Annotated in this window: 15 protein-coding genes; 4 read left to right on the top strand and 11 right to left on the bottom strand. The window is 36.1% G+C overall.

Annotated features, from left to right (window positions below; all coding sequences use genetic code 11):
• Positions 1–47: 47 nt before the first annotated feature.
• The 3 genes from pgmB to BLS90_RS04400 all read right to left on the bottom strand — a co-directional run bounded on the left by pgmB (position 48) and on the right by BLS90_RS04400 (position 3,279).
• The gene (gene pgmB / locus BLS90_RS04410) at positions 48–704 is read right to left on the bottom strand and encodes a beta-phosphoglucomutase (protein ID WP_091255704.1); all 657 of its coding nucleotides are present in this window, start codon (positions 702–704) and stop codon (positions 48–50) included.
• Between the two features lie 2 nt (positions 705–706).
• The gene (locus BLS90_RS04405) at positions 707–2,068 is read right to left on the bottom strand and encodes an MFS transporter (protein WP_091255702.1); all 1,362 of its coding nucleotides are present in this window, start codon (positions 2,066–2,068) and stop codon (positions 707–709) included.
• A 188-nt stretch (positions 2,069–2,256) separates the two neighbouring features.
• Positions 2,257–3,279, bottom strand: coding sequence for a LacI family DNA-binding transcriptional regulator (locus tag BLS90_RS04400; protein WP_091255700.1), 1,023 nt, complete (start codon positions 3,277–3,279; stop codon positions 2,257–2,259).
• A gap of 233 nt (positions 3,280–3,512) precedes the next feature.
• On the opposite strand from BLS90_RS04400, the gene BLS90_RS04395 reads away from it, so the two are divergent.
• From BLS90_RS04395 to BLS90_RS04380, 4 genes are all read left to right on the top strand, one after another.
• Complete coding sequence (locus tag BLS90_RS04395) at positions 3,513–6,452, top strand: SusC/RagA family TonB-linked outer membrane protein (RefSeq protein ID WP_091255696.1); 2,940 nt, start codon at positions 3,513–3,515, stop codon at positions 6,450–6,452.
• A gap of 17 nt (positions 6,453–6,469) precedes the next feature.
• A complete protein-coding gene (locus BLS90_RS04390) occupies positions 6,470–8,068 on the top strand; it encodes a RagB/SusD family nutrient uptake outer membrane protein (protein WP_091255693.1) in 1,599 nt (532 codons plus the stop codon).
• Positions 8,069–8,091: 23 nt separating this feature from the next.
• The gene (locus tag BLS90_RS04385) at positions 8,092–9,204 is read left to right on the top strand and encodes a SusE domain-containing protein (protein ID WP_091255691.1); all 1,113 of its coding nucleotides are present in this window, start codon (positions 8,092–8,094) and stop codon (positions 9,202–9,204) included.
• Between the two features lie 74 nt (positions 9,205–9,278).
• Entirely contained in the window at positions 9,279–12,167 is a 2,889-nt protein-coding gene (locus tag BLS90_RS04380) for an alpha-amylase family glycosyl hydrolase (RefSeq protein ID WP_091255688.1), read from the top strand.
• A gap of 407 nt (positions 12,168–12,574) precedes the next feature.
• Here BLS90_RS04380 and acs read toward each other — a convergent pair whose 3' ends face one another.
• From acs to BLS90_RS04335, 8 genes are all read right to left on the bottom strand, one after another.
• Positions 12,575–14,482, bottom strand: coding sequence for an acetate--CoA ligase (gene acs / locus BLS90_RS04375; RefSeq protein WP_091255686.1), 1,908 nt, complete (start codon positions 14,480–14,482; stop codon positions 12,575–12,577).
• 14 nt (positions 14,483–14,496) lie between these two features.
• Positions 14,497–16,395: an acetate--CoA ligase gene (locus BLS90_RS04370; protein ID WP_091255684.1), complete on the bottom strand. Its 1,899-nt coding sequence runs from the start codon at positions 16,393–16,395 to the stop codon at positions 14,497–14,499.
• Between the two features lie 17 nt (positions 16,396–16,412).
• Positions 16,413–16,775, bottom strand: coding sequence for a response regulator transcription factor (locus BLS90_RS04365; RefSeq protein WP_091255682.1), 363 nt, complete (start codon positions 16,773–16,775; stop codon positions 16,413–16,415).
• 4 nt (positions 16,776–16,779) lie between these two features.
• A complete protein-coding gene (locus BLS90_RS04360) occupies positions 16,780–19,485 on the bottom strand; it encodes a sensor histidine kinase (RefSeq protein WP_091255679.1) in 2,706 nt (901 codons plus the stop codon).
• A gap of 327 nt (positions 19,486–19,812) precedes the next feature.
• Positions 19,813–20,040 carry a DUF6814 family protein gene (locus BLS90_RS04350; RefSeq protein WP_073352818.1) on the bottom strand — a complete coding sequence of 76 codons (228 nt, stop codon included), beginning with the start codon at positions 20,038–20,040 and terminating at the stop codon, positions 19,813–19,815.
• Positions 20,041–20,050: 10 nt separating this feature from the next.
• A complete protein-coding gene (locus BLS90_RS04345; RefSeq protein WP_091255677.1) occupies positions 20,051–21,586 on the bottom strand; it encodes an MFS transporter in 1,536 nt (511 codons plus the stop codon).
• 22 nt (positions 21,587–21,608) lie between these two features.
• A complete protein-coding gene (locus BLS90_RS04340) occupies positions 21,609–22,988 on the bottom strand; it encodes a porin (protein ID WP_091255675.1) in 1,380 nt (459 codons plus the stop codon).
• A gap of 101 nt (positions 22,989–23,089) precedes the next feature.
• A complete protein-coding gene (locus BLS90_RS04335; RefSeq protein WP_073352781.1) occupies positions 23,090–23,509 on the bottom strand; it encodes an IS1/IS1595 family N-terminal zinc-binding domain-containing protein in 420 nt (139 codons plus the stop codon).
• Positions 23,510–23,672: the final 163 nt, after the last annotated feature.

The raw sequence follows: 23,672 nt of genomic DNA, 5'->3' as shown, positions 1-23,672 counted from the left end.
TGTGATCCACATTCAATCTATCTTTTTTACTTTTAAAATTTGTTTCTTTATCCTTTAATTAATTTTTCTATAAAAGCGGTGTCTATGGCTGTAAAATCGGTAAAGATGTATTTTGCTTCATGCAAAGTACTTGCTTCTCCTATTCCTATGCTGGTCATGTTTCCAATATTTGCCGCTTGAACTCCCGCTACTGAATCTTCAAAAACGATCGAATCTTCGGGTTTTATGTTCAGTAATTTTGCAGCCATTAAGAAAACTTCCGGATCCGGTTTGGCGTTCGTCACATCATTTCCATCTACAACAGCGTCAAAATAAGATAGCAATCCTGTTTTTTCCAAAATAGGTCTTGCGTTTTTACTGGCTGAACCCAAAGCGATGGGTTGGTTGTTTTCTTTCAGAAATTTCAAAATTTCAAAAACTCCCGGAAGAATTTCGCTTGCATCCATGTCAACTAAATAGGATAAATAGTCCTCATTTTTTTGAACTAACCATCTGTCTTTGTCTTCTTGTGATGCAGTTACTTTTCCTAATTCTAATATGATATCCAAAGAGCGCACGCGGCTTACTCCTTTTAATAATTCATTATGTTCGTGTGTAAATTCGATATTTAATTCAGCAGCGATTTTTTGCCACGCTAAATAATGGTATTTTGCGGTGTCAACAATTACTCCGTCGAGGTCGAATATAAATGCTTTTGTATTCATTATTATTGTTTTATTACGTCATCAACATCTTTCACTTTAACAACTAAAATTGCAGCAATCAAGAAGCTGACGCCACTAGTTACTAATGCAAATATGGCATTGTCATTGTAAACATATTTAACTAATGGTCCGCCAATTAAGGCATTGATAATTTGGGGAATAACGACAAAGAAGTTGAAAATACCCATGTAAACTCCCATTTTCATTGGAGAAATTGATCCAGCTAATATGGCATATGGCATCGATAAAATACTTGCCCAAGCAATACCTACACCAACCATGGAAAGAATTAACCAGTCTTCATTAGGAACAAAATAGATAGATATTAACCCGATTCCTCCAATAATTAAGGATATAGAGTGTGTTAATTTTCGACCAATTTTTTTTGCGATATACGGTAGCGCAAAGGCATAGAATGCAGAAACTAAATTGTAAATTCCAAAAAGGACTCCAACCCAGTCTCCTGCGTTTTGATAGGCCTCACTTTTGCTGTCCGAAATGGGTAAGCCATAAATATGATGGGCTATGGCTGGAGTGGTAAAAACCCACATTCCAAAAAGACCAAACCAAGAGAAAAATTGTACCCAGCTTAATTGTCGCATCGTGGTAGGCATTTTTCTGAAATCATCAAAAATGTCCAATAAACTGGATTCTTTTGGATTGGCATCAGCCACTTTAGTTTCCTGATGTGCCATTTCGTCTTCAAATTGTGCTAACTCTTCAGGAGAATATTCTTTGGCAGAAAAAATGGAAACTAGAATGGAAACTACCAGAATAGCCGCTCCTATGACGAAAGATAAAATCAGGTGCATGGGAACGCCGCCATCCTCATCTCTATTGGAAACGCCAAACCAATTCGTTAAAACATAAGGAAGCCAAGAACCAATAACAGCACCAAAACCAATTAATGCGGTTTGTACGCTAAAACCAAGAGTTCTTTGGTCGGTTCTTAAATTATCTCCCACTAAAGCTCTGAAAGGTTCCATGGCGATATTAAATGACGCATCCATAATCATCAGCATTCCGGCACCAACCCATAAGGCAGGTAGAAAAGCGATGAAAATTTCGGCTTGAGGCATTAATATTAGTCCAATTGAGGCTAATAAAGCACCTACTAAAAAGAAAGGTTTTCGTCTTCCGAATTTCCCCCACGTTTTGTCGCTGTAATGTCCTATAATTGGCTGAACAATAAGACCCATTAACGGGGCAATAATCCAAAACCAGGATAGTTCATGTACATCTGCGCCAAAAATCTGGAGAATTCTGCTGGCATTAGCATTTTGAAGGGCAAAACCCATCTGGATTCCCAAGAAACCGAAACTCATGTTCCAAATTTCCCAGAAACTTAATCTACGCTTTTCCATTATCGTAATTTATAAATTAATACGATAAGCGCTATGCTTATCAAAACTTATCTTATTTTCGAAGTAAAAGTTAAAGTTTTGAGGGGTAAATATAAAAATATATTTCAAACTTTTGTTTTTGAGAAACAAAAAATAGAGAACTTTTTTAACTACAAGGTTGTAGTAAGTCAAAAATTAACAAACTAAAGCTAATTCGTTGATTCTCTTTCGATCAAATGGGTTTCAATTACTTCGGTTTTATAGTTTTCATCTTCCTCATCTTCTTTCGATTCGAGTCTTTCAATAAGCATTTTTGCGGCCTTATTTCCCATTTTTATGCCATTTTGACTCACTGTTGTAATGGTGGGAGTAGAATATTTAGAAATTATTCCATCCGTAAAGGCGATAACAGCTAGATCTTTAGGGACATTTAGGCCTCTTTTATTGGCAGTTTTAATGATGGTCACAGCAAATAGTTCATTGACAGCAAAAACAGCATCAATAGCTTTGTCTTCTAATAATTTTCCAATGGTAATCTCGCAAGTGTCTACATCTTCGATCTTTATAATTAGGTTTTCATTGAAGGGGATGTCATTGTCTAAAAGTGCTTTAATGTAACCATCTGTTCGAAGTTTACCTACGCTCACGTAATCTACAGTGGTCACAAGAGCGATCTTTTTCCGATCTTTGTCAATCAAGCTTTGAACGGCTTCATACGCTGCAGATTGGTCGTCAATTATCACCTTGTCGCACAGGATGTCATTCGTGACTCTATCAAACATGACAACTGGCATGCCTTGATTGATAACTTCTGTAATGTGATGAAAATCTCCTCTAAACTGGGTTTCTTTGGAGAGTGACATGATGAAACCATCGATACTTCCATTGGCAAGCATTTCCATATTAAGCACTTCTTTGTCAAAGGAGTCATCTGAAAGACAGATGATAACACTGTAACCATGTTCGTTGGCCACTTGTTCTATTCCGTTGATTACGGTCGAGAAAAAATGGTGCACAATTTCTGGAATGATGATTCCAATAGTTTTGGTTTTTCTATTTTTTAAGCTAAGCGCAATATTATTGGGTTTGTAATTGTAGAATTTGGCGAAAGCCTGCACTTTAAGTCTAGTTTCTTCGCCTATTTCGAGACTGTTTCTAAGTGACTTGGAAACCGTTGAAATGGAAACGTCTAATTCTTTTGCAATTTGTTTAAGCGTTATTTTCCTTTTCATAGTGGTTTTTGGTAAAAAAATATTTCTTACTAAAGGTAAAATTAAATTTTACAAATAATAATTAAAGTGATAAAAATTTAAATAAATCAGAAAGTTTTCAACACTATTACGTTTTCGTAACCCTTTAAAATTTGGTCTTTGTCGGGAGTACTAAAATTTACATAAATTTAACATTCGAAGTACTAGTTAAGCTTGAAAATTCAAGAAAAATTAAATTAAATTAAACAAAAAGTATGAAAACAATTTATAAAAAGTTGTTAATTTTATTACTGCTACTCCCTTTTAGTGTTCTGGCTCAGAATACGGTGGGCGGAACTGTTCTGGATAAAGCATCTGGACAACCAATTCCGGGGGTAAATGTAAATGTACAGGGTGCCGCTAATGGAGTTTCTACTGATTTTGATGGTAAATATCAGCTGACAAATGTAAAAAGAGGCGATAAAATCGTTTTTTCTTATATTGGTTACATGAACACTGTAGTGGATTATGTTGCTCAAAATTCATTAAACGTATCTTTAGAAGAAGATGCTAATCAATTAAAAGAAGTCGTAATTCAAGTGGGTTACGGAACTGTTAAGAAAAAAGACGCTACTGGAGCGGTAACGGTGCTTACTTCAAAAGATTTTAATAAAGGGCCAGTAACTTCTGCGGATCAGATGATTCAAGGTAAAGTAGCTGGTTTGCAAATTATCAACGGAGGGGGTTCACCAGGTGAAGGTGCAACTATTAGAATCAGAAGCGGATCTTCATTATCAGCAAATAACGATCCTTTGTACGTAATTGATGGTGTGCCAGTTGCTGCTGGTGGAGTAGAAGGAAGTAGAAACCCGTTGACAACTATCAACCAGAATAACATTGAATCTATTTCGGTTTTAAAAGATGCTTCGGCAACGGCTATTTATGGTTCTCGTGCTTCGAATGGTGTTATCATCATTACTACCAAAAAAGGAAAAGCAGGTGATTTACAAATAAACTACAACGGAAATTTTCAAGTATCTGAAATTACAAATAAAGTAGATGCTTTATCTAGTACACAGTTCAGAGATTTTGTAACGGCGAACGGAAATGCTGCTCAAATTGCATTAATGGGTGCTGCTGATACGGACTGGCAAGATGAAATCTATAGAACAGCTATTGGTACAGATCATAATGTTTCTTTAAGCGGGGGTTCTGATAACATCGTGTATAGAGCATCGGTAGGATATGCTAATTTGAATGGTATCTTGAAAAGAGATAATATGGAGCGTACTACCATGTCTGCAAATGTAACAGGGAACTTTTTAGATAATCATTTAAAAATTGAAGTGAACAACAATACCTCTCTTATAAATAGTGTATATAGTAATCGTGGTGCTATTGGTTCAGCGATTCGTTTTGATCCAACACAAGTGGTCAGAAATCCTGATGGAACTTTTTTCCAATGGTATACTTCTCCAACTCAAATAAACCAATTATCAGGAAGAAACCCTTTATCTTTAATTGAACAACAAAATAGCTTTGGAACTGCTTATAGAAGTATTGGAAACATCCAAACAGAATATAAAATGCATTTTTTACCAGAATTGAAAGCAGTTGCTAATCTTGGTTACGATCAATTAACAGGAAGATCTTTTGGTAATACTGAAGCTGATTATCTAAATGGGCTTTCTGGTTCTGGGTATAACAATACCTACGAAAGAACACAATCCCGTTTCAATAAATTGATGGATTTGTTTTTTAATTATAATAAAAAATTGGAGTCTATTGATACACAAGTAGATGTAACTGGAGGGTATTCGTACCAAGATTTTAGAGAGTCGTTTAACTCTTCAAATTTTAATTTCCAAAGTAATAATACTACTGTTGATCCTAACTTTCCTTCCCGTATCAATTTGCAATCGTTTTTTGCAAGAACAAATATTTCAGTTGCTGATAAGTACTTATTAACTTTGTCTTATAGACGTGATGGTACCTCAAGATTTACGGAGTCGAATCGTTGGGCTAATTTCCCTGCAGTTGCTTTAGCGTGGAAATTGAATGAGGAAAACTTCTTGAAAGACGTAACAAGTATATCTACTTTGAAACTTCGTGGAGGTTGGGGTATTACTGGACAACAAGATATTGGAATTAGCTATCCTTCTATTCCTTTATACTTAGCTTCTAATACAGCTGCTCAATACCAATTTGGAAGTGATTTTTATACCACATATAGACCACAACCATACAATAGTAATTTGAAGTGGGAACAAACCACTACGGTTAATGCAGGTTTAGATTTTGGATTTGTAAACAATAGAATAAACGGTAGTGTAGATTTATACAAAAGAACTACTGAAGATTTATTATTGAACACTCAAAATCCTTCTTTCTTCGGATTCTCAAACTTTGATAATTACAACGTAGGAACGATAGAAAACAAAGGAATTGAAATTGCAGCAGAAGTGATTCCTTTTCGCAATGACAATTTTGAATGGAGAATTGGTGGAAACGTAACGTTCCAAGATTCTAAAATCACAAAATTGACCACTACACAACCAAATACTCCAGGAATAAACATTGGCGGTTATGAAGGTGCTACAGGAAATACGATTCAAAATCACCAAGTAGGATTTGCGCCAAGTTCATTTTATGTATATGAGCAAGCGTACGGTGTAGATGGAAAAGCAATAGACGGCGTGTATATCGATAGAAATAATGACGGATTGATTACACAACAAGACAAATACCGTTTCCACAAACCAGCAGCTGATGTTTTTTACGGTTTCAATACAAGTGTAACCTACAAAAACTTTGATATGGGAATGAACTGGAGAGGATCTTGGGGTAACTACAATTACAACAACGTAGATTCAAGCAAAGGATCTTTCAATAACATTTTGATCAGAAACACGGATTTATCTAACGGTGTTGAAAATCTATTGGAAACGGGTTTCAGATCTAATGATACCAAACGTTTTGAATCCGATTACTACATTCAAGATGCTTCTTTTGTAAGATTAGATAACGTAAGTGTTGGATATACTTTCAATCAAAAAGACAAAGCTTCTTCATTAGTAAAAATGACATTGTCTGCTCAAAACGTTTTGATAATTACAAAATATGAAGGTTTGGATCCAGAGATTTCTGGAGGTATAGATGGAAATTTATACCCACGACCAATAACTTTTACGTTAGGTTTAAACGTTAATTTCTAATACAAATATCAAGAAAAATGAAAAAGATACAAACAAAATTATGGGGTATTTCATTGTTACTGTTGGTGCTATTATTCCCATCGTGTACAGATGATTTAAGCCAGTCTCCAGAGGGCAACGTTGCTGTTCCTGGTGAAGAATTTTTTAGCAAGCCAGAATCGTACAAACAAAATTTGGCTAAATTATATGCAGGATTTGCTACTTCAGGTCAAACGGCTGCTGGTTCTCCAGATATCTCCGGAATTGATGAAGGAGAAAGTCAGTATATCAGAGGATTTTGGTTGATGCAGGAGCTGACTACGGATGAAGCGGTAATTGCTTGGAATGACGGAACTATAAAAGATCTTCACTCACAAACATGGACTTCATTAGACCGATTTATCACAGCTACATTTGCTCGTTTCTCTTTCCAAATTGTAAACTGTAACGAGTTTCTTAGACAAACTACAGATGAAAAATTAGCTGCAAGAGGTCTTGATGCTGCTTTGATAGCAGAAATTAAGACGTATAGAGCCGAGGCACGTTTCATTAGAGCATTTACCTACTGGCACTTAATTGATATGTTTGGTGGTGGATCTTTGGTTACTGAAAATTCACCAACGACCTTTTACTATCCTGAATATGCTACAAGAGCAGAATTATACAAATTTGTTGATGAGGAGTTAACTGCGATCATTCCAGAATTAAAAGCGCCAAAATCAAATGAAGCGTATCGAGTAGATCAAGCAGCTGCTTGGATGTTGCAAGCAAAATTGTATATGAATGCTAAAGTATACATTGGAACTGATAATTATGCTGGAGCATTGCCATTAATCAATAAAGTTATTGCTTCTGGTTATGCATTGCACAACAATTATAACCAATTATTTTTTGCAGATAATGATAGAAATGGAGCTCAAAACGAATTTATTTTCACAATTGCTTTTGACGGTCTTAGAACGCAAACGTACGGCGGAACTACTTTCTTGACGCACGCTCCAGTGGGTGGTTCGATGAAAGCATCTGAATTTGGAATCAATGGTGGTTGGGCTGGAATCAGAACAACTGCAGCATTTGTAGACAAGTTTAGTGCAAACACTACTGACGCAAGGGGTCAATTTTACACCGATGGGCAAACGAAAGAAATTGTTGATATTAGTAATTTCACAGATGGATATGCTATTCAAAAGTTTAGAAATGTAACGGTAAACGGTGTTCCGGGCTCAGATAAATCAGGTGATTTCTCTGATTCAGATTTTCCAATGTTCCGTTTAGCTGATGCATATTTAATGTATGCTGAATGTGCAGTTGTTGGTAAAGTAGGAGATCTTGGAACGGCTAGAGGGTATGTAAATGCGTTGAGAACTAGAGCAAATGCTTCGATGATAAGCACGCTTACTGCTGATGCAACAGGTGCAACTTTAATTCTTGACGAAAGAGCAAAAGAATTGCATTGGGAAGGACACAGAAGAACGGATTTAATTCGTTTTGGTAAATTTTCAGGCGGTAGCTACTTATGGCCTTGGAAAGGAAACGTATCTGGTGGAGCTCCAACACAAGCGTTTAGAAATTTATTTCCTATTCCTGCTACTGCATTGTCATCAAATAATAAATTACAACAAAACCCTGGATATTAATAACTATAAAAAATAAATAAAAAATGAAAAATATAACGAAATCAGTAATTGCTTTATTTGCGGTACTTGCCTTGTCTTGTAGCGTAGAGGATGTAGAAGATAGACCAGTAATTCAGGGAATTGATACTCCTGAATTAGTAGCGCCAGAAAACGATAAAGCGTATGTTTTATTGGAAGATAATGCAGAAGAAGTTGCAGAACGTTTTGTTTGGACGAAAGCTACGTACGATGGAAATGTAGAAATTGGATACAAACTTCTAATCGACGTTAAAGGGGGTGATTTTACAAAAGCAGTTGAAATAGGCGGAACTTCTGGCGCTACCCAAATCGAGGTTACGGTTAAAACTTTAAACAACGCAATAATTGCCTTGGGTGGTACACCTGATGTATTAGGTTCTTATGATGTTAAAGTAATGTCAAGTTTAGCTGGAATGGAAAAAATGATGTCTGAAACTCCATTGACTATTTTAGTGAATCCATACACAGGATTAATTCCTTATGCTTTTACTGACTGGTATTTTGTAGGTGATGCAACTGCTTCGGGATGGAATAATAATAATAACAACCAACCATTATTTAGAAGCGGAACTAATCCAAGCTTATATCAGTTTACAGGTTTTTTCAAAGCTGGTGCATTCAAACTAATTTCTACACCTGGACAATGGGCTCCAATGTATGGTAAAGGGGATAATGGAGCTATTGTAGCTAGACCTACTGAAGCTGATTCAGATCCATCATCTTTTGAAATTGCAACGGAAGGATATTATACTTTCACAATGAATACTGAAACATTAAAATACACTTTAGTGACGTATAATGCAGCTGCTGCTGCAACATTTACTACCGTAGGTATCATTGGAGATAGTACACCATTAAAATGGGATGCTTCAACAGCATTAACTCAATCTACATTCAATTCACATGTTTGGTCTATAAATGTTTTGCCATTAAATGACGGTAAAGCTAAATTTAGAGCAAATAATGCATGGGACGTAAATTGGGGTGGAAACACTGCTTTTTCAGCATTCCCAAATAACGGAACAAGCGGGGGTGACTTACCAGTTGCTAAATCAAAATACAAAATCTATTTCAATGATTTAGATGGTAGTTATTTGATGATTCCTAATCAAAAATAATTTATTTCAAAAAATTAAAGGGCTATCTATGGGTAGCCTTTTTTTTTATTTTTTAATTTAATCATAATCTAACTATGAAAAAAATTATACTATTATTGTTGCTTTTTTGTTCAATGGCAACATTTGCTCAACAACAAGCAGTTACTTATAGCATTAATCCAGCTACTTTCGAAGAAACTACTTCAATTACAATTACTATTAACGGTAGTAGTGTAAATGAAGCCGCTTGGGGTGTTAGTGGGAATGCATTGTATATGTGGGCATGGTCTTTTGATATCAATGATGCCAATATTGTTGATTGTCCTACAAATGGTGCATGGACTGCATCCAATGAAGCGAACCTATTTACCTATAACGCTGGTTCAGATACCTACACAAAAACCATTACTCCAATTACCTTTTACAACAGAAATGGAATAGGAAGGATCGGTTTCTTGGTCAAAGCCAAAGACGGTACAGGAGATAAAAAATCACAAGATATACTAGCTGAAGTAGGTAGTTTTCAAGTGACCTTAACTGCTCCCAAGGAAAATAGCGCGACCATAATTGCATCAGGCGGAAGTTTGAGTATTGCAGCTACCAATACCGGTGGAAATGCCAGTTATGTATTAAAAGCAAACGGTACAACTTTAAATACTAATGCGGCAACTTCCAGTTATTCTTTCAATCATTCTGCTATTAATGGAAATCAGAATTACGAATTACAAGTTACACAAGGAACAACTATAATCACCAAAAAGTTTAGTGCCATAGTGAATCCAAATGTGGTTAGTGCAGCATTGGCAGCAGGTTTAATAGATGGAATTAATTACAATACAACCGATGCTACAAAAGCGACTTTGGTTGTAGATGCTCCATTTAAAGACTTTGTATATGTTGCTGGAAGTTTCAACAATTGGCAACCTACAGGTTCTTTTGCGATGAAAAAAGATCCGGCTTCAGGAAAGTTTTGGTTGGAATTAACAGGATTAGTTTCAGGTGCAAATTATACCTACCAATACTGGGTGGTGGACCAAACTCCTATTGCTGGGACACCTTCATTGGTGAAAACGGCAGATCCATATTCAACTTTAGTCTTATCTCCTTATGATGATGGCGGGATTCCTGCTTCCAAATATCCAAATATGCCGGTCTATCCAGTTGGTCAAGAAAGAGAAGTTACCGTTTTACAAACTGGAAAAACTCCGTATTCATGGAGTAGTGCTTCAACAAATTTTGTTAAGCCTGCAAAAGAAAAATTAGTAGTCTATGAATTATTGGTTCGGGATTTTGATGCCAACAGAAGCTATCAAGACTTAATTAATAAAATCGATTATTTCAAAAATTTGAAGATAAATGCGATTGAGTTAATGCCTGTAATGGAATACGAAGGCAACGAAAGCTGGGGATACAATACCTCTTTTCATATGGCATTGGATAAATTCTATGGTACTTCGGATAAATTGAAAGAGTTTATTGATTTGTGCCATCAAAACGGAATTGCCGTTATTCTTGATGTCGCTTTAAATCATGCTTTTGGTAGAAATCCAATGCTTCGGATGTGGATGAATGATCCTGACGGAGATGGTTGGGGTTCTCCTTCAACTGAAAATCCGTATTTTAATACAACAGCAATGCATAGTTATAGTGTAGGCGAGGATTTCAATCACCAGCAACCTAGAACACAAAACTATGTGCAACGTGTCATCAAACAATGGGTAGAAGAATATAAAATTGACGGGTTCCGTTGGGATTTAACCAAAGGTTTTACCCAAAATTGTCCTGCTAATGTAGCAGGTGGTCAAGAAAATTGTACTGGTAGCAAACAACAAGATAGGGTAGAAGTGTTGCAAAAATATGCAGACTATTCTTGGGGTTTAGATGCCAATCATTACGTTATTTTTGAACATTTGGGCGGTAATGATGAAGAACAACAATGGGCCAATTATAGGCTGAACGAAACGCCAAGTAAAGGCGTTATGATGTGGGGAATATTGACCTCGGAGTACAATAATTTAACTAAAGGGTATGCGGGTAATATTTCTAGAATGAGTTCTTCAAGTCGAGGATTTACCTCACACCGATTGATGGGTTATGCTGAAAGTCATGATGAAGAGCGCTTAATGTATAATAACATTCAGTCAGGAAATAGTTCAAACCCGGATCATAATGTTAAAACATTAAACGTTGCGTTGTCTAGAATGTCAGCTTTGGGTGCTGTTTCTTTGCTGGTTCCAGGACCAAAAATGATTTGGCAATTTGGAGAACTAGGTTGGGATACGTCTATATTCTCTTGTAACAATGGCAGTGTAAATTCACCGACTGATGCAACATCAGGGGACTGTAAATTAGATACTAAGCCACAACCGCAATGGACAGGCAATTGGCTTGGAGACACTAACAGAAGCAAAATTTACGATGATTGGGCGAAAATGATTACTATGAAAACCATGGAACCAGTATTTTCAGGAACTGTAACAATTAATAGTAGTAGTTCGTTATTTCCGAATATCAAAATCACGAATAGCGCATTGGCTTCAAGCCAGCTGAAAGATGTTTTGATTGTCGCTAACTTTAATGTAATTCCTCAAAACGTCCCTTCAGGATTTCCTTATACTGGAACTTGGTATAACTTAATGGATAATAACTCTATTAATGTGATTAGTACTTCAGCGGCAATTACGTTGCAACCGGGAGAATTTAAAATCTACGGTAACAAAACAGCATCCTTGGCTATTGCGGATTACGAAAAATCACCAACGATTGTGTTGTATCCAAACCCAGCTTCTGATTATTTCACTTTGAATGAAACAACTTCTAAAGTGCAGTTATTTTCTATCACGGGACAATTGGTAAAAAGTTTTGATGTTAATAAGACAGCAGGAACTCAATTTTCAGTTAGTGATTTGAATCAAGGACTCTACATCGTAAAAGCATTTGATGAAAATAATGAAATGAAAGTATTGAAACTTTTAAAAAACTAAAATTTTTATCGTTTCTAAAAGGTTAAAAAAGATAGGGTTTTAAAATGATAAGCAATAAGAATAAAACAATGGTGCATTTTTTTTACCATATAAGTCATTTAAGTTTCATTTGTTAGGCTTATATACGTTAAACAACAATAAGGTCATTTAAGGTTTAATGCTTATATGACTTCTATGTTAAATATTATTTCACTCATTTTATAGTACGACCTTAAATAGGTTCAACTGCTTAGTTAAAAATAAGTGTAAGCTATTGTCGCTAAACCAGACGCTTTTAGCATAACTACAATTGGTAGAAGAATCCTTGAATTAGTAAAAAACGGCTGTCCCTTAAAAGACAGCCGTTTTTATATAAAAGAACTGCTTCATTACTGAAGCAGTTCTTAACTACAATTAAAACTAAAAAATTAAATCTTACCGTCTTTGATTTCGTCCACAATTTCAGGATTCAATAATGTTGAGGTATCACCAAAATTTGAGTAATCTCCTTCGGCAATCTTACGCAGAATCCTACGCATGATTTTTCCGGAACGGGTTTTTGGTAAACCGGAAACGAACTGGATTTTATCCAATTTTGCAATTGGTCCAATATGGTCGGATATGTGCTGGTTAATCTCTTTACTTAGGTTTTCTCTATCACGATATTCTCCGGTTTCTTTAAGAATTACAAAACCATACAACGCATTTCCTTTGATGTCATGCGGGAAACCTACAATCGCACTTTCGGCAACCGCAGGATGTTCATTGATAGCATCTTCTATCGGTGCAGTTCCCAGATTGTGTCCCGAGACAATAACTACGTCATCTACACGGCCAGTGATTCTGTAATACCCAACTTCGTCACGTAAAGCGCCGTCGCCAGTGAAATATTTACCTGGAAAGGTAGAAAAATAGGTTTCCTTGTAACGTTGGTGATCGCCCCAAATCGTTCTGGCTATTCCCGGCCAAGGAAATTTAATACACAAACTTCCGGTCACCTGATTGCCTTCGATTTCGTTGCGTTTTTCGTCCATCAAAACGGGTTGGATTCCCGGTAATGGTAACGAAGCATAAGTAGGTTTTGTTGGCGTTACAAACGCAATTGGCGAAATCATAATTCCTCCTGTTTCCGTTTGCCACCAAGTATCCACGACAGGACATTTCTTGTCTCCTACGTGGTTGTTGTACCAATGCCAAGCTTCCTCGTTGATGGGTTCTCCCACGGATCCAATTACTTTTAAAGAAGTCAATTGATATCTTTGTACATACTCGATGCTTTCTTTTGCCAAAGCTCTAATGGCGGTTGGTGCCGTGTAAAACTGGGTCACTTTGTGCTTTTCGATGGTTTGCCAAAAGCGACTGAAATCGGGATAAGACGGAACTCCTTCGAAAATTACCGTGGTAGCTCCGTTCAATAACGGTCCGTAAAGAATATAAGAATGCCCGGTAATCCAGCCAATATCAGCAGTACACCAGAAAATATCATTGTCTTCATAATTAAAAACGTTCTTAAACGTATAGGCTGAATACACCATATAACCCGCTGTAGTGTGAACCATTCCTTTTGGTTTTCCTGTTGAACCAGAAGTGTAAAGGATAAATAAAGGATCTTCGGCATCCATTATTTCGGCTACATTATTATCCGAAGCTTGGTCTAAAAGTGGTTGCAACCATTGGTCACGACCTTCTTTCATATTAATAGTTGAGTTGATTCTTTTAGCTACTAAAACGTTCTCAACGCAAGGACAATTCAGTAAGGCTTCATCAACGATACTTTTTAAATCGATGGTTTTGTTCCCGCGATATCCACCATCTGAAGTGATTACCATTTTACATTCGCTGTCATTGATTCTTGCTGCAACTGCCGAAGCGGAAAATCCTGCAAAAACAACTGAGTGAATGGCTCCAATTCTGGCGCAGGCCAAAGTGGTAATGGCTAATTCAGGAATCATGGGTAAGTAAATACAAACGCGATCTCCTTTTTGTATGCCTTGTTCTTTTAGGACATTCGCCATTTTGCAAACACGTTCGTACAATTCATTATACGAAATATGCAATGCCTCTTCATTTGGATCATTTGGTTCAAAAATGATGGCTGTTTTATCTCCTTTTTTAGCAAGATGCCTGTCGATACAGTTTTTTACAATGTTTACTTTCGCATTGGTAAACCATTTTATATCGGCTTCAGCCATATTAAAGTCTACAACTTTATCCCATTCTTGGTACCAAGTAAAATTTTCAGACGCCACTTTGTCCCAGAATTTTTTGGGTTCACGAACTGATTTTTTGTAATGTTTAAAGTACTCTTCTAAATTATTAATTTTATAGTAACTCATGATTTTGGTAAATTTTAAATATTATAAACTCCTATTTTATACTTTTTTAATGTGGTAACGATTTCCTCCACAATGTTTTCGTCATCAATGGTGGACGGAATTTGGAATTCCTCGCCATCGGTAATGCTGCGCATCAGTTTTCGCAGGATTTTCCCCGAACGTGTTTTTGGTAATCGTTGTACAATAACCACATTTCTCAACGAGGCAACTGCGCCAATTTGCTGACGAACCAGTTTAATGATTTCTTGTTCCAATTGATAATGTTCGATTTCATCTCCTGATTTGGTTACCACCAATGCCAGAGGAATTTGCCCTTTCAATTCATCTTGTATTCCAATAACGGCACATTCAGCAACGGAATGGTGGGAAGCAACAACTTCTTCCATTTCTGCTGTTGACAATCGATGTCCCGCTACATTTATCACGTCATCCGTTCTTCCCGTGATGAAAATATAACCTTCTTCATCTTTATAGCCACCATCGCCAGAGAGATAATATCCGTCAAATTTGCTGAAATAACCTGCTTTGAAACGTACTTCGTTTTCCCAAATTCCTAACATATTTCCAGGAGGTAAAGGTAATTTTACAACCACCAAGCCCTCTTCATTGGCTTTTAATTCGTCACCGTTTTCATTAAAAATCCGAATATCATACCCACAAACTGCTTTAGTTGCGGAACCTGATTTTACCGGCATTTTTTCAATACCAAGGGAATTTGCAATCATTGGCCAGCCCGATTCTGTTTGCCACCAATGGTCTATTACAGGAATAGGAATGTGCTGTTGGTACCATTCTAACGTAGCATTATCACAACGTTCTCCCGCCAAAAATTGATTTTTAAGAGTGCTCAAATCATATTGTTTGATGAATTCTCCGTCAGGATCTTCTTTTTTGATGGCTCTAATAGCGGTAGGAGCGGTAAACATGGTGCCTACTTTATGCTCTGAAATTATTCTCCAAAACGTACTCGCATCTGGAGTTTTTATCGGTTTTCCTTCAAAAATTATGGTGGTATTTCGGTTCAATAGCGGTCCGTAAAGAATGTAGCTGTGCCCAACTGCCCAACCCATATCCGATGCTGCCCAAAAAGTTTCGTCTTCTTTTACATCATAGATATATTTCATCGAAAATTTCAATGCCACAGCATATCCACCGGTATCTCTTACAATTCCTTTTGGTTTTCCAGTAGTTCCGGATGTGTACAAAATATACAGCGGATGATTCGAATTAACAGGAACACAAGGCGTTTCTTCTGAACCGTAAACCAAGGCATCGTAATCTACATCGTATTTCTTAAACGGAATTCTGGCGCCTAATTTTCTATTGAATACGATTACTTTTTTTGGTCGGTGACTCGCTAACGAAATGGCTTCATCCACCAAAGGTTTGTATGCAATCAAACGATCCACTTCAATTCCTGACGAAGCGGTAATAATTGCTCTTGGTTTGCAATCGTCGATTCTGATGGCCAATTCATTTGGTGCAAAACCTCCAAAAACAACAGAATGAATCACGCCAATTCTAGCGCAAGCCAACATCGCAAAAGCAGTTTGAGGAATCATTGGCATGTAGATTATAGCGGTATCGCCTTTTTTTAATCCTAATGATTGCATGCCTCCCGCGAGTTTTGCGACTTCGGTTTTTACTTCCGAAAAAGTGTATTTTTTCACGGTTTGTGTCACCGGAGAATCATAAATAAAAGCGACCTGATCGCCACAACCATCTTGAATGTGCTTGTCTAATGCCAGATAACAAATGTTCAATTCCCCATCTTTGTACCAAAGCGGATATCCGTTTTCATCTTTCGACAAAATCGTCTCCGGTTTATTGTACCACTCAATTGCATCAGCTTGTTCTGCCCAGAATTTTTCCGGTTTGTCAATGCTGTCCTCATAAACTTCCTTGTATGTCATTGTTTTGAATTTGTCTCTTATTGAATTAATTCATGAACTTGATCGACTAGTTTTTTAATTGAAAACGGCTTGGTTACATATAAATTTGCACCTAAAGAGAGGCCTTTTTCAATATCTTTTTCTTTATTTTTTGCCGATAGAAAAATCACTTTGCAATGCCGAAGGCGTTCGTCTTTTTTTATTTGTTCCAATGTTGCAAAGCCGTCTACCATGGGCATCATAACGTCTAAAATAATTACGTCTGGAAGTTGTTTATTTAAAATATCCAAAGCCTCTTGACCATCTCGTGCTATGAAAACTTCAAAATTATTTTTCTTAAACGTATATTCCAATGACATTACTATATTAGGTTCGTCATCTACAATTAAAATCTTCTTCATCTTGTTAACTATTTTCTGCTGTGTTATAATTGGGTAAAGTAAATACGAAAGTGGCGCCTTCCAACACATTGTCCTCTGCCCAGATCTTGCCTTTGTGATGCTCAATAATTTGTTTGCAAATGGCTAAGCCCAATCCACTTCCTATTGGTTTTTTTACGTTCTGGTTCCGAGATTGATAGAATTTATCAAAAATGGCTTCAAAATCTTCTTTCTTAATTCCCTTGCCGTTATTGTGTATTCTGACTTCAATATTATTTTTATTCTCATAAATCGAAATCACTATTTTTCCCTCTGTTTCTGTACTGAATTTTATGGCATTCGATAGTAAATTATGAATGACTTGGATGATTCGTTCTTCGTCATAAAAGGCTTTTATTTCCTTGGAAGCGCTGTTAAATTCGACACTTATTTTTTTATTTTTTATTAATTGTTGTACGGAATCCAAAGTGTTTTTTATGGTACTTGAAATATTGTTTTTGGACAAATAAATCTTTTGTTTTCCGGTTTCAAATTTCTCTAAATCCAGTATTTTATCAATCAAACGATTCAAACGATCGGATTCAGATATGATGTTTTGTAGAAACTGTTTTCTCAACTCCTCCGGAATGTCGTCATCGTCGTGAAGTATTTCGCTTGCTGCCCGAATGGCGGTTATTGGTGTTCTTAGTTCATGGGTAACTGTGTCTAGAAATTCATCTTTTTGAATGTCTTTATTGACTAATTGCTGATTCGCATTTTTTAGTTGTTCCGATATTTTTTTTAATTCATTGGAAGTATCTGTCAGTTTTTTATTAATGATAAGGTTTTCTTTTGATTCTTCTAAAATGCGCAACACCTCCGGCAGGCTAATTTTGTCTTCCTTAATAACACTCGATATTAATATTTTGGCAGAAGCCGTACCGATGTGGCCCGTCAATAAATTCTCCGCAAATTTTATAAAGCGAGCATCCGCTGTGGTGATGTCTTTATCAACATTGTATTTTAAATTAAAAATAGTCAAGGCTCTTTTAGTCCTTTCTTCGCCCAAGAAGCGCTGCAATACTTTTTGTATATCCGAGATGTAAGCGGTCCCTTTCCATACAAACGCATTCTCATGATTGGTGATGTATTTGTCAATATCTACAAACATTTCGGCATAATTACGTTCCCTGTAATTTCCTTGAAAACTCACTGATACCGCTGCATAACTCAAGATATTAATTAGTAAGCTCCAAAAAAAAGCATGTGGAATGGGTTCTAAATAATCTAAACCAAAAAGCTGAAACGGTTTTAATAGTGCTATGCTCCAAGGTCCTTCCTGAATGAAAAGACTTGTAGATTTTGTAAGCCCCATAGCATACGGGATTAAAAGGGTGTACAAGCAGATAAAAAAACCAAGAATTATTCCTGTAATCGCACCGTTTTTTGAGCCTCTTTTCCAGAATATAGCGCCAAAAAAGGAGGGTGCTAATTGTGCTATAACTACAAAAGCTACTAGACCAATGGAAACCAATGAATAATCTAAAATGAATATTCGGTAAATTGCATAAGCTAAAATGATAAGCGAAAATATTCCTATTTTACGGCTGTTTACAATACGCTTACTGTTCTTTTTCTGTGATGAGTTTTCCAATGATCCAATAAAGCCATACGGAATCAGTAGGTTGTTGCTCAGCATGGTAGCAAGAGCAATGGAAGATACGATTATCATCGAAATCGCTGCTGAAAACCCACCTAGAAAGACTAAAACAGTCAATACATTATTATTAAAAAACTGAGGAATTAGCAGTGAATAGGTATCTGAATTGTGGCCTTTACCGTCAAAAAGAATGTTTCCACCCCAGGCTATTGGAAATACAAAAAGGTTAAAAAGCAATAGGTACAAGGGGAATAGCCAGATGGCTGTTCGAATGTGAGTTTCTTTATTATTTTCCACAATTGCGGTGTGGAATTGTCTTGGCAATAAGAAAATAGCAAACATTGATAGTATACAAAGAAAAAACCAGTTGATTCCATTTGTAATGCCACCTATCGAATTTTTTTTGTCAAAATCTTTAAGCACTGAAGCTTTTTGGTAAATATCATCAAATCCATCAAATACAAAATAGGTTACATAAATACCAACAATTAAAAAGAAAACGAGTTTCAAGATAGATTCCATAGCAACCGCTGTAACAATGCCGCGTCTTTTTTCCGAAGCATCTACGTATTTTGTGCCATAGTATGACGCAAATAAAGCTAAAGTTAAACAAACGTAGGTTGTAGTATCAGTAAAAATATTATCACTTGCTTGTGTTTTTGTAACAATGTGAAAAGTGTCTGAAATTGATTTTAGTTGTAAAGAAATGTATGGTAATATGCCAATAACACAAATTATGGTCACTAATGCCCCAAGAAATCTACTATTTCCGTATCGTAAAGAAATAAAATCTGCAATGCTGGAAATTTTATTTACTCTCGAAATTCTAATGATTCTCTTGAGAATTACCATCCATGTAGGGACGATAAGTATTGGGCCTAAGTAAATAGGCAAATAACTTAAACCAGATTCTGCGGCCACACCAATACTGCCGTAATAGGTCCAAGCAGTGCAATAAACGGCTAAGGAAAAGGAATATACGTAGGGATTATTTGTCCATTTAGAGTGGCTTCTTTTTTCAGACCAATAGGCAATGTAAAAAAGAATCGACAAATAAAGCACCAATATCAGTAAAAGTCCAATACTATTCATAATATCTTTTTATAATTAAGTACGAGATAGCAATTGAAAACAGCCATGCCGAGAAGATATAAATGTATATTATTGGAAACCCAAAAAGGGGTTTTGAACTGTCAAATAGTAGCAAAAGAGGCACGTTCAAAGCCAATAGCATTAGCATTGAAAGAATAACCAACTTTTGTTCATGTCTCTTTTTCATAAGAAGATGCGGTTTGCTTTTCAGCAGAATGTACTTTTGCCTTTTTTTAAAATTCTGTTTTAGAATTGGAGGCTTTGTTTAAAAAAATAAACAACCTCTGCAAATTAATGCAGAGACTGTCTATTGTGGTAATGGTTTGGTTAATTGTCTTTTTCATCGTAATCTCCCATTAAGGAGAAGTACCCAAAGGTTCCCAATCCCAAAACAATTAATGGGGTTAGTATAAAGAGTATAATTATTCCGAAAACTAAGTCTTCTTGTTTTCCAGACATCAATTTTGGTAATCCAAAAGTGAAGATGCAAAAATAGGCTGCGGCAGCTGCTAATGCAATCCAAACTAGTCCTAATATTCTTTTTAATTGATTCATAGCTGTGTTTTTATTCGTGAGCGTTTTTATCTTTATTTTTAATGTAAACCATTCCAACTACAAAACTGACTGCAGCAATAACAATTGGATACCAAAGTCCTTCAAGATAAAATTCCGGATGACCGAGGTCTTTTGCATTGGTAACAAAATAGGTTGAAATAGCAGGAAGTAAACCCCCGAAGATTCCATTACCTACGTGGTATGGCAATGACATCGATGTATACCTGATTTTTACTGGGAACATTTCAACTAAGAATGCGGCAATAGGACCGTAAACCATAGTTACAAAGATCACTTGTATGAATACTAAAAATACTAAAGCCCAATTGTCACTAGAATTAATTTTTACCGTTGTTTTAGTATCAACCTTCGCTTTCCCATCCACTACTATTGCTACACCGTTTTCTAAATGTACGGTTTTTATTTCTTGAAAAGTAGTTCCATCCACATACTCTTTGTTAGTCGTATAGATAGAATCCATGGTTTGCTTTTTATTTTCTTTCAATTCAGCAAGTATCGTAGTTTTTTCCACCATTTCAGTTTTGTTTTTTACTGATGTGGTTTCGTACATTTGTTTGTAGATTGGTCTGTATAATAAAATAGCCAATAACATACCGCCCATCATAATGTATTTTCTACCTACTTTATCACTCAACCAACCAAAAAACACGAAAAATGGGGTTCCAAGAATTAAAGCAACTCCTAATAAAGTATCCACTTGAGAGGAATCAATGGACATTACTGTTTTCATGAAATTCATTGCATAAAACTGACCAGTATACCAAACAACACCTTGTCCCATTGTAGCTCCAAATAAAGCCAATAATACAAATTTCATATTGTATCGATTTCCAAAACTTTCTTTCAAAGGATTTGTACTTGTTTTTCCTTCGCTTTTAGCTTTGGCGAAAACAGGTGATTCATCCATGTTTTTTCTAATCAAATACGAAACTCCAACCATTACAATGGATAACCAAAATGGAACTCTCCATCCCCATTCGTCAAATTGTTCCGGTGTTAGGATATTTCTTGTGGCAAGGATTACCATTAAAGAGATGAACAAACCAACTGTTGCGGTAGTTTGAATCCAAGAAGTCCAATATCCTCTTTGTCCTACTGGCGCATGTTCGGCCACGTAAGTCGCTGCTCCACCATATTCACCACCCAATGCAAGACCTTGTAATAAACGAAGAATTAATACTAATAAAGGAGCCATAAATCCAATGGTTTCATAACTTGGGATACAGCCTATTAAGAATGTAGCACCACCCATTAAAAGCAAAGTAACCATGAAGGTGTATTTTCTTCCAATTAGATCTCCTAATCTTCCAAAGAAAAGGGCTCCAAACGGTCTAACTACGAACCCTGCTGCAAATGTTGCCAAAGTTGATAAGAAAGCAGCTGTTGGATTATCCGAAGGGAAAAACTTAGTTGAAATTACAACTGCTAAGCTTCCAAAGATGTAAAAGTCATACCATTCGATCATGGTACCCATTGAGGATGCGGAAATAACTTTCCAAATTCCTTTTGTTGATTTTTCTTTCATGTATTGTTATTTTTAAAATTGATTATAGATAGATTTGAAGTTGTACTATGAAGTCTCCTAATGATCCTGAACGATTTGTTAGAGAGGTATATACAGGTCTAGTTGAATATTGTGCCGTTATTTTGGCATGGTGTCCGTCTATAAAAAAGTTTGATCCCACGTCAAATTGTGTGCTCGACTGTGTTAAAGCATCAAAGTTTTTGTATGTAACAGCACCAAAGGGTTGGATTCTAACTTTAGGTTTTGCCTCTTTATTAGGCAATAAAATACCCGCTTGTGTATACCATATGTTTCCAGATCCAATAGTAGGTTGTGCATTACCAGCTCCTGCTATTGCTCTATTTCCTGTAAAATTAGGATCTACTGAGCCAATATTCATAATCCCAACATTACGCAAATAATTAGGACCAAAATCATAATCATATAGCACACTGTAAGCTGTAACAGCCATTTTGTTTTCTTTTTTTCCAATAGGCATATCAAGAAAAACATCAGCAGAGAAAAGTTTGATGTCATGTTTGTTGATAGTACTGTTTACAGAAGTTTTTGTGGCATCAGGGGCCGTGTAAAAACCAGCTCCAATGTTGAATACTTTTTTAGTTCCTAAATAGCTACCTACTTTAAAAGGCAATACATTGGCTTCTTGATCTAAAAACTGGTATTCAAAATAACCAGCCTTAGACCATTTTGTCATACCACTGTTATCTACAGCTACGGCATTCGATGCATTCGTGGTGTTTGCAGGTGTTAAGTTGGTAGCATAAGGTTTGTTGTAACTCAAGCGATATTCAAGTTTTCCATATTTTCCCTTAGCAAATAGACCTACTTGTCTGGCAAATTGATCTGAATTTTCTATTAATGGCCAGTTAAAAATAGGAGCATCAATAGTTAGAAAATTTAAAGTAGAAGCCATTGTTAATCTAGATAATCCCATGTAATAATGCAATCCTGCACCGAGAGTGAAACTAAATTTTTTGTCTTTTTCTGGTAATACAACTGCATACTCATTCCACGCGTCATGAAAGAATAAACCTGGTTTTTTCCCGGCACCGTAGCCGCCAGTACCTGAGGTTCCTGCTGCGCCACCGTTAATGAAAGTTTGGTTGTTAATACCAAAATGAGTTAAGATCATGTATCTTTTGGATATTTGTGCATAGGCTAGAAAACGCAAGCGTCTGTTGCCTATATCGGTCGCTGTGGATGTTGCTTCTCCACCAATCATTGTTCCAGGATTCATCTGAGCGGAACGCATCCAGATCTGGTTCCAAGCAATTACGCGCATGAATTTGGAACCGTCTTCGTTCAGATTAAATTTCAGTCCGGCACCATAGTCGGTGGAGCCTTGTGAAAATCCTTCAAGAGACAATAGTAGTATTGCCGCTGTAAAAAATATTTTTTTCATAAATAGAAATTGGTTATTAAATGGTTTGTTAATAAAGTGCCAAATTCAGTTATTTTATTCTAGAAAAAAATTCGAATATATTTTTGTGTAAAGTACTATAGTTAATCTTTAAATCGCTCCCATTTAATGAGCATAAACTTATCGCCAAGTTCGGTAATAATCATCCCTGCGCCTGAGAGTAATTCCTTGTTTTTTAAAAATTCTACCAGTTCTAAGTGGCTAAAAATCTTATAGGTTGGATGGTAGTTGGCGTGAGAGGGCTTTTTGATATTATAAGACTTTACCCAGTTGCTCACCGTTACATGTGAAACCCCTATTATTCGCTCTATTTCCCGAAAACTTAGACCTTCTAAGTACAGCTGTAATGCTTTAGTTACGTAATAGTCATCTATCTTTTTTCCAATTTTATTAACCGTAAAAAAATAATTGCATTTTTTACATAAGTACCTTTGTTTGCTGTTAATTACACCACTTTTTATGATGTGGTTGCTTTGGCATTTTGGACAGCTTAAAATCTCCATATATATAAATTTTGCATAAATATAGTAATCTTGCAACATTATAAAAGAGAATTATATAATTATATCGTTTTATATTTACGAAAGGTGCATTTTTATTGAAAAAATGATATGGTTTTGACAATACTGTAGCCTGTTTTAAAGTATTTCTTGTATAACTTTTACG

It is taken from the genome of Flavobacterium omnivorum, assembly GCF_900099915.1.
Taxonomy (GTDB): domain Bacteria; phylum Bacteroidota; class Bacteroidia; order Flavobacteriales; family Flavobacteriaceae; genus Flavobacterium; species Flavobacterium omnivorum.
Note: the sequence above shows the minus strand (reverse complement) of the source record. Positions and strands in the feature narration are given on the sequence as shown.

Excerpts from the sequence above, each read along its gene's own strand:
- pgmB (WP_091255704.1), bottom strand. The coding sequence starts at position 704 with ATGAATACAAAAGCATTTATATTCGACCTCGACGGAGTAATTGTTGAC.
- BLS90_RS04405 (WP_091255702.1), bottom strand. The coding sequence starts at position 2,068 with ATGGAAAAGCGTAGATTAAGTTTCTGGGAAATTTGGAACATGAGTTTC.
- BLS90_RS04400 (WP_091255700.1), bottom strand. The coding sequence starts at position 3,279 with ATGAAAAGGAAAATAACGCTTAAACAAATTGCAAAAGAATTAGACGTT.
- BLS90_RS04395 (WP_091255696.1), top strand. The coding sequence starts at position 3,513 with ATGAAAACAATTTATAAAAAGTTGTTAATTTTATTACTGCTACTCCCT.
- BLS90_RS04390 (WP_091255693.1), top strand. The coding sequence starts at position 6,470 with ATGAAAAAGATACAAACAAAATTATGGGGTATTTCATTGTTACTGTTG.
- BLS90_RS04385 (WP_091255691.1), top strand. The coding sequence starts at position 8,092 with ATGAAAAATATAACGAAATCAGTAATTGCTTTATTTGCGGTACTTGCC.
- BLS90_RS04380 (WP_091255688.1), top strand. The coding sequence starts at position 9,279 with ATGAAAAAAATTATACTATTATTGTTGCTTTTTTGTTCAATGGCAACA.
- acs (WP_091255686.1), bottom strand. The coding sequence starts at position 14,482 with ATGAGTTACTATAAAATTAATAATTTAGAAGAGTACTTTAAACATTAC.
- BLS90_RS04370 (WP_091255684.1), bottom strand. The coding sequence starts at position 16,395 with ATGACATACAAGGAAGTTTATGAGGACAGCATTGACAAACCGGAAAAA.
- BLS90_RS04365 (WP_091255682.1), bottom strand. The coding sequence starts at position 16,775 with ATGAAGAAGATTTTAATTGTAGATGACGAACCTAATATAGTAATGTCA.
- BLS90_RS04360 (WP_091255679.1), bottom strand. The coding sequence starts at position 19,485 with ATGAATAGTATTGGACTTTTACTGATATTGGTGCTTTATTTGTCGATT.
- BLS90_RS04350 (WP_073352818.1), bottom strand. The coding sequence starts at position 20,040 with ATGAATCAATTAAAAAGAATATTAGGACTAGTTTGGATTGCATTAGCA.
- BLS90_RS04345 (WP_091255677.1), bottom strand. The coding sequence starts at position 21,586 with ATGAAAGAAAAATCAACAAAAGGAATTTGGAAAGTTATTTCCGCATCC.
- BLS90_RS04340 (WP_091255675.1), bottom strand. The coding sequence starts at position 22,988 with ATGAAAAAAATATTTTTTACAGCGGCAATACTACTATTGTCTCTTGAA.
- BLS90_RS04335 (WP_073352781.1), bottom strand. The coding sequence starts at position 23,509 with ATGGAGATTTTAAGCTGTCCAAAATGCCAAAGCAACCACATCATAAAA.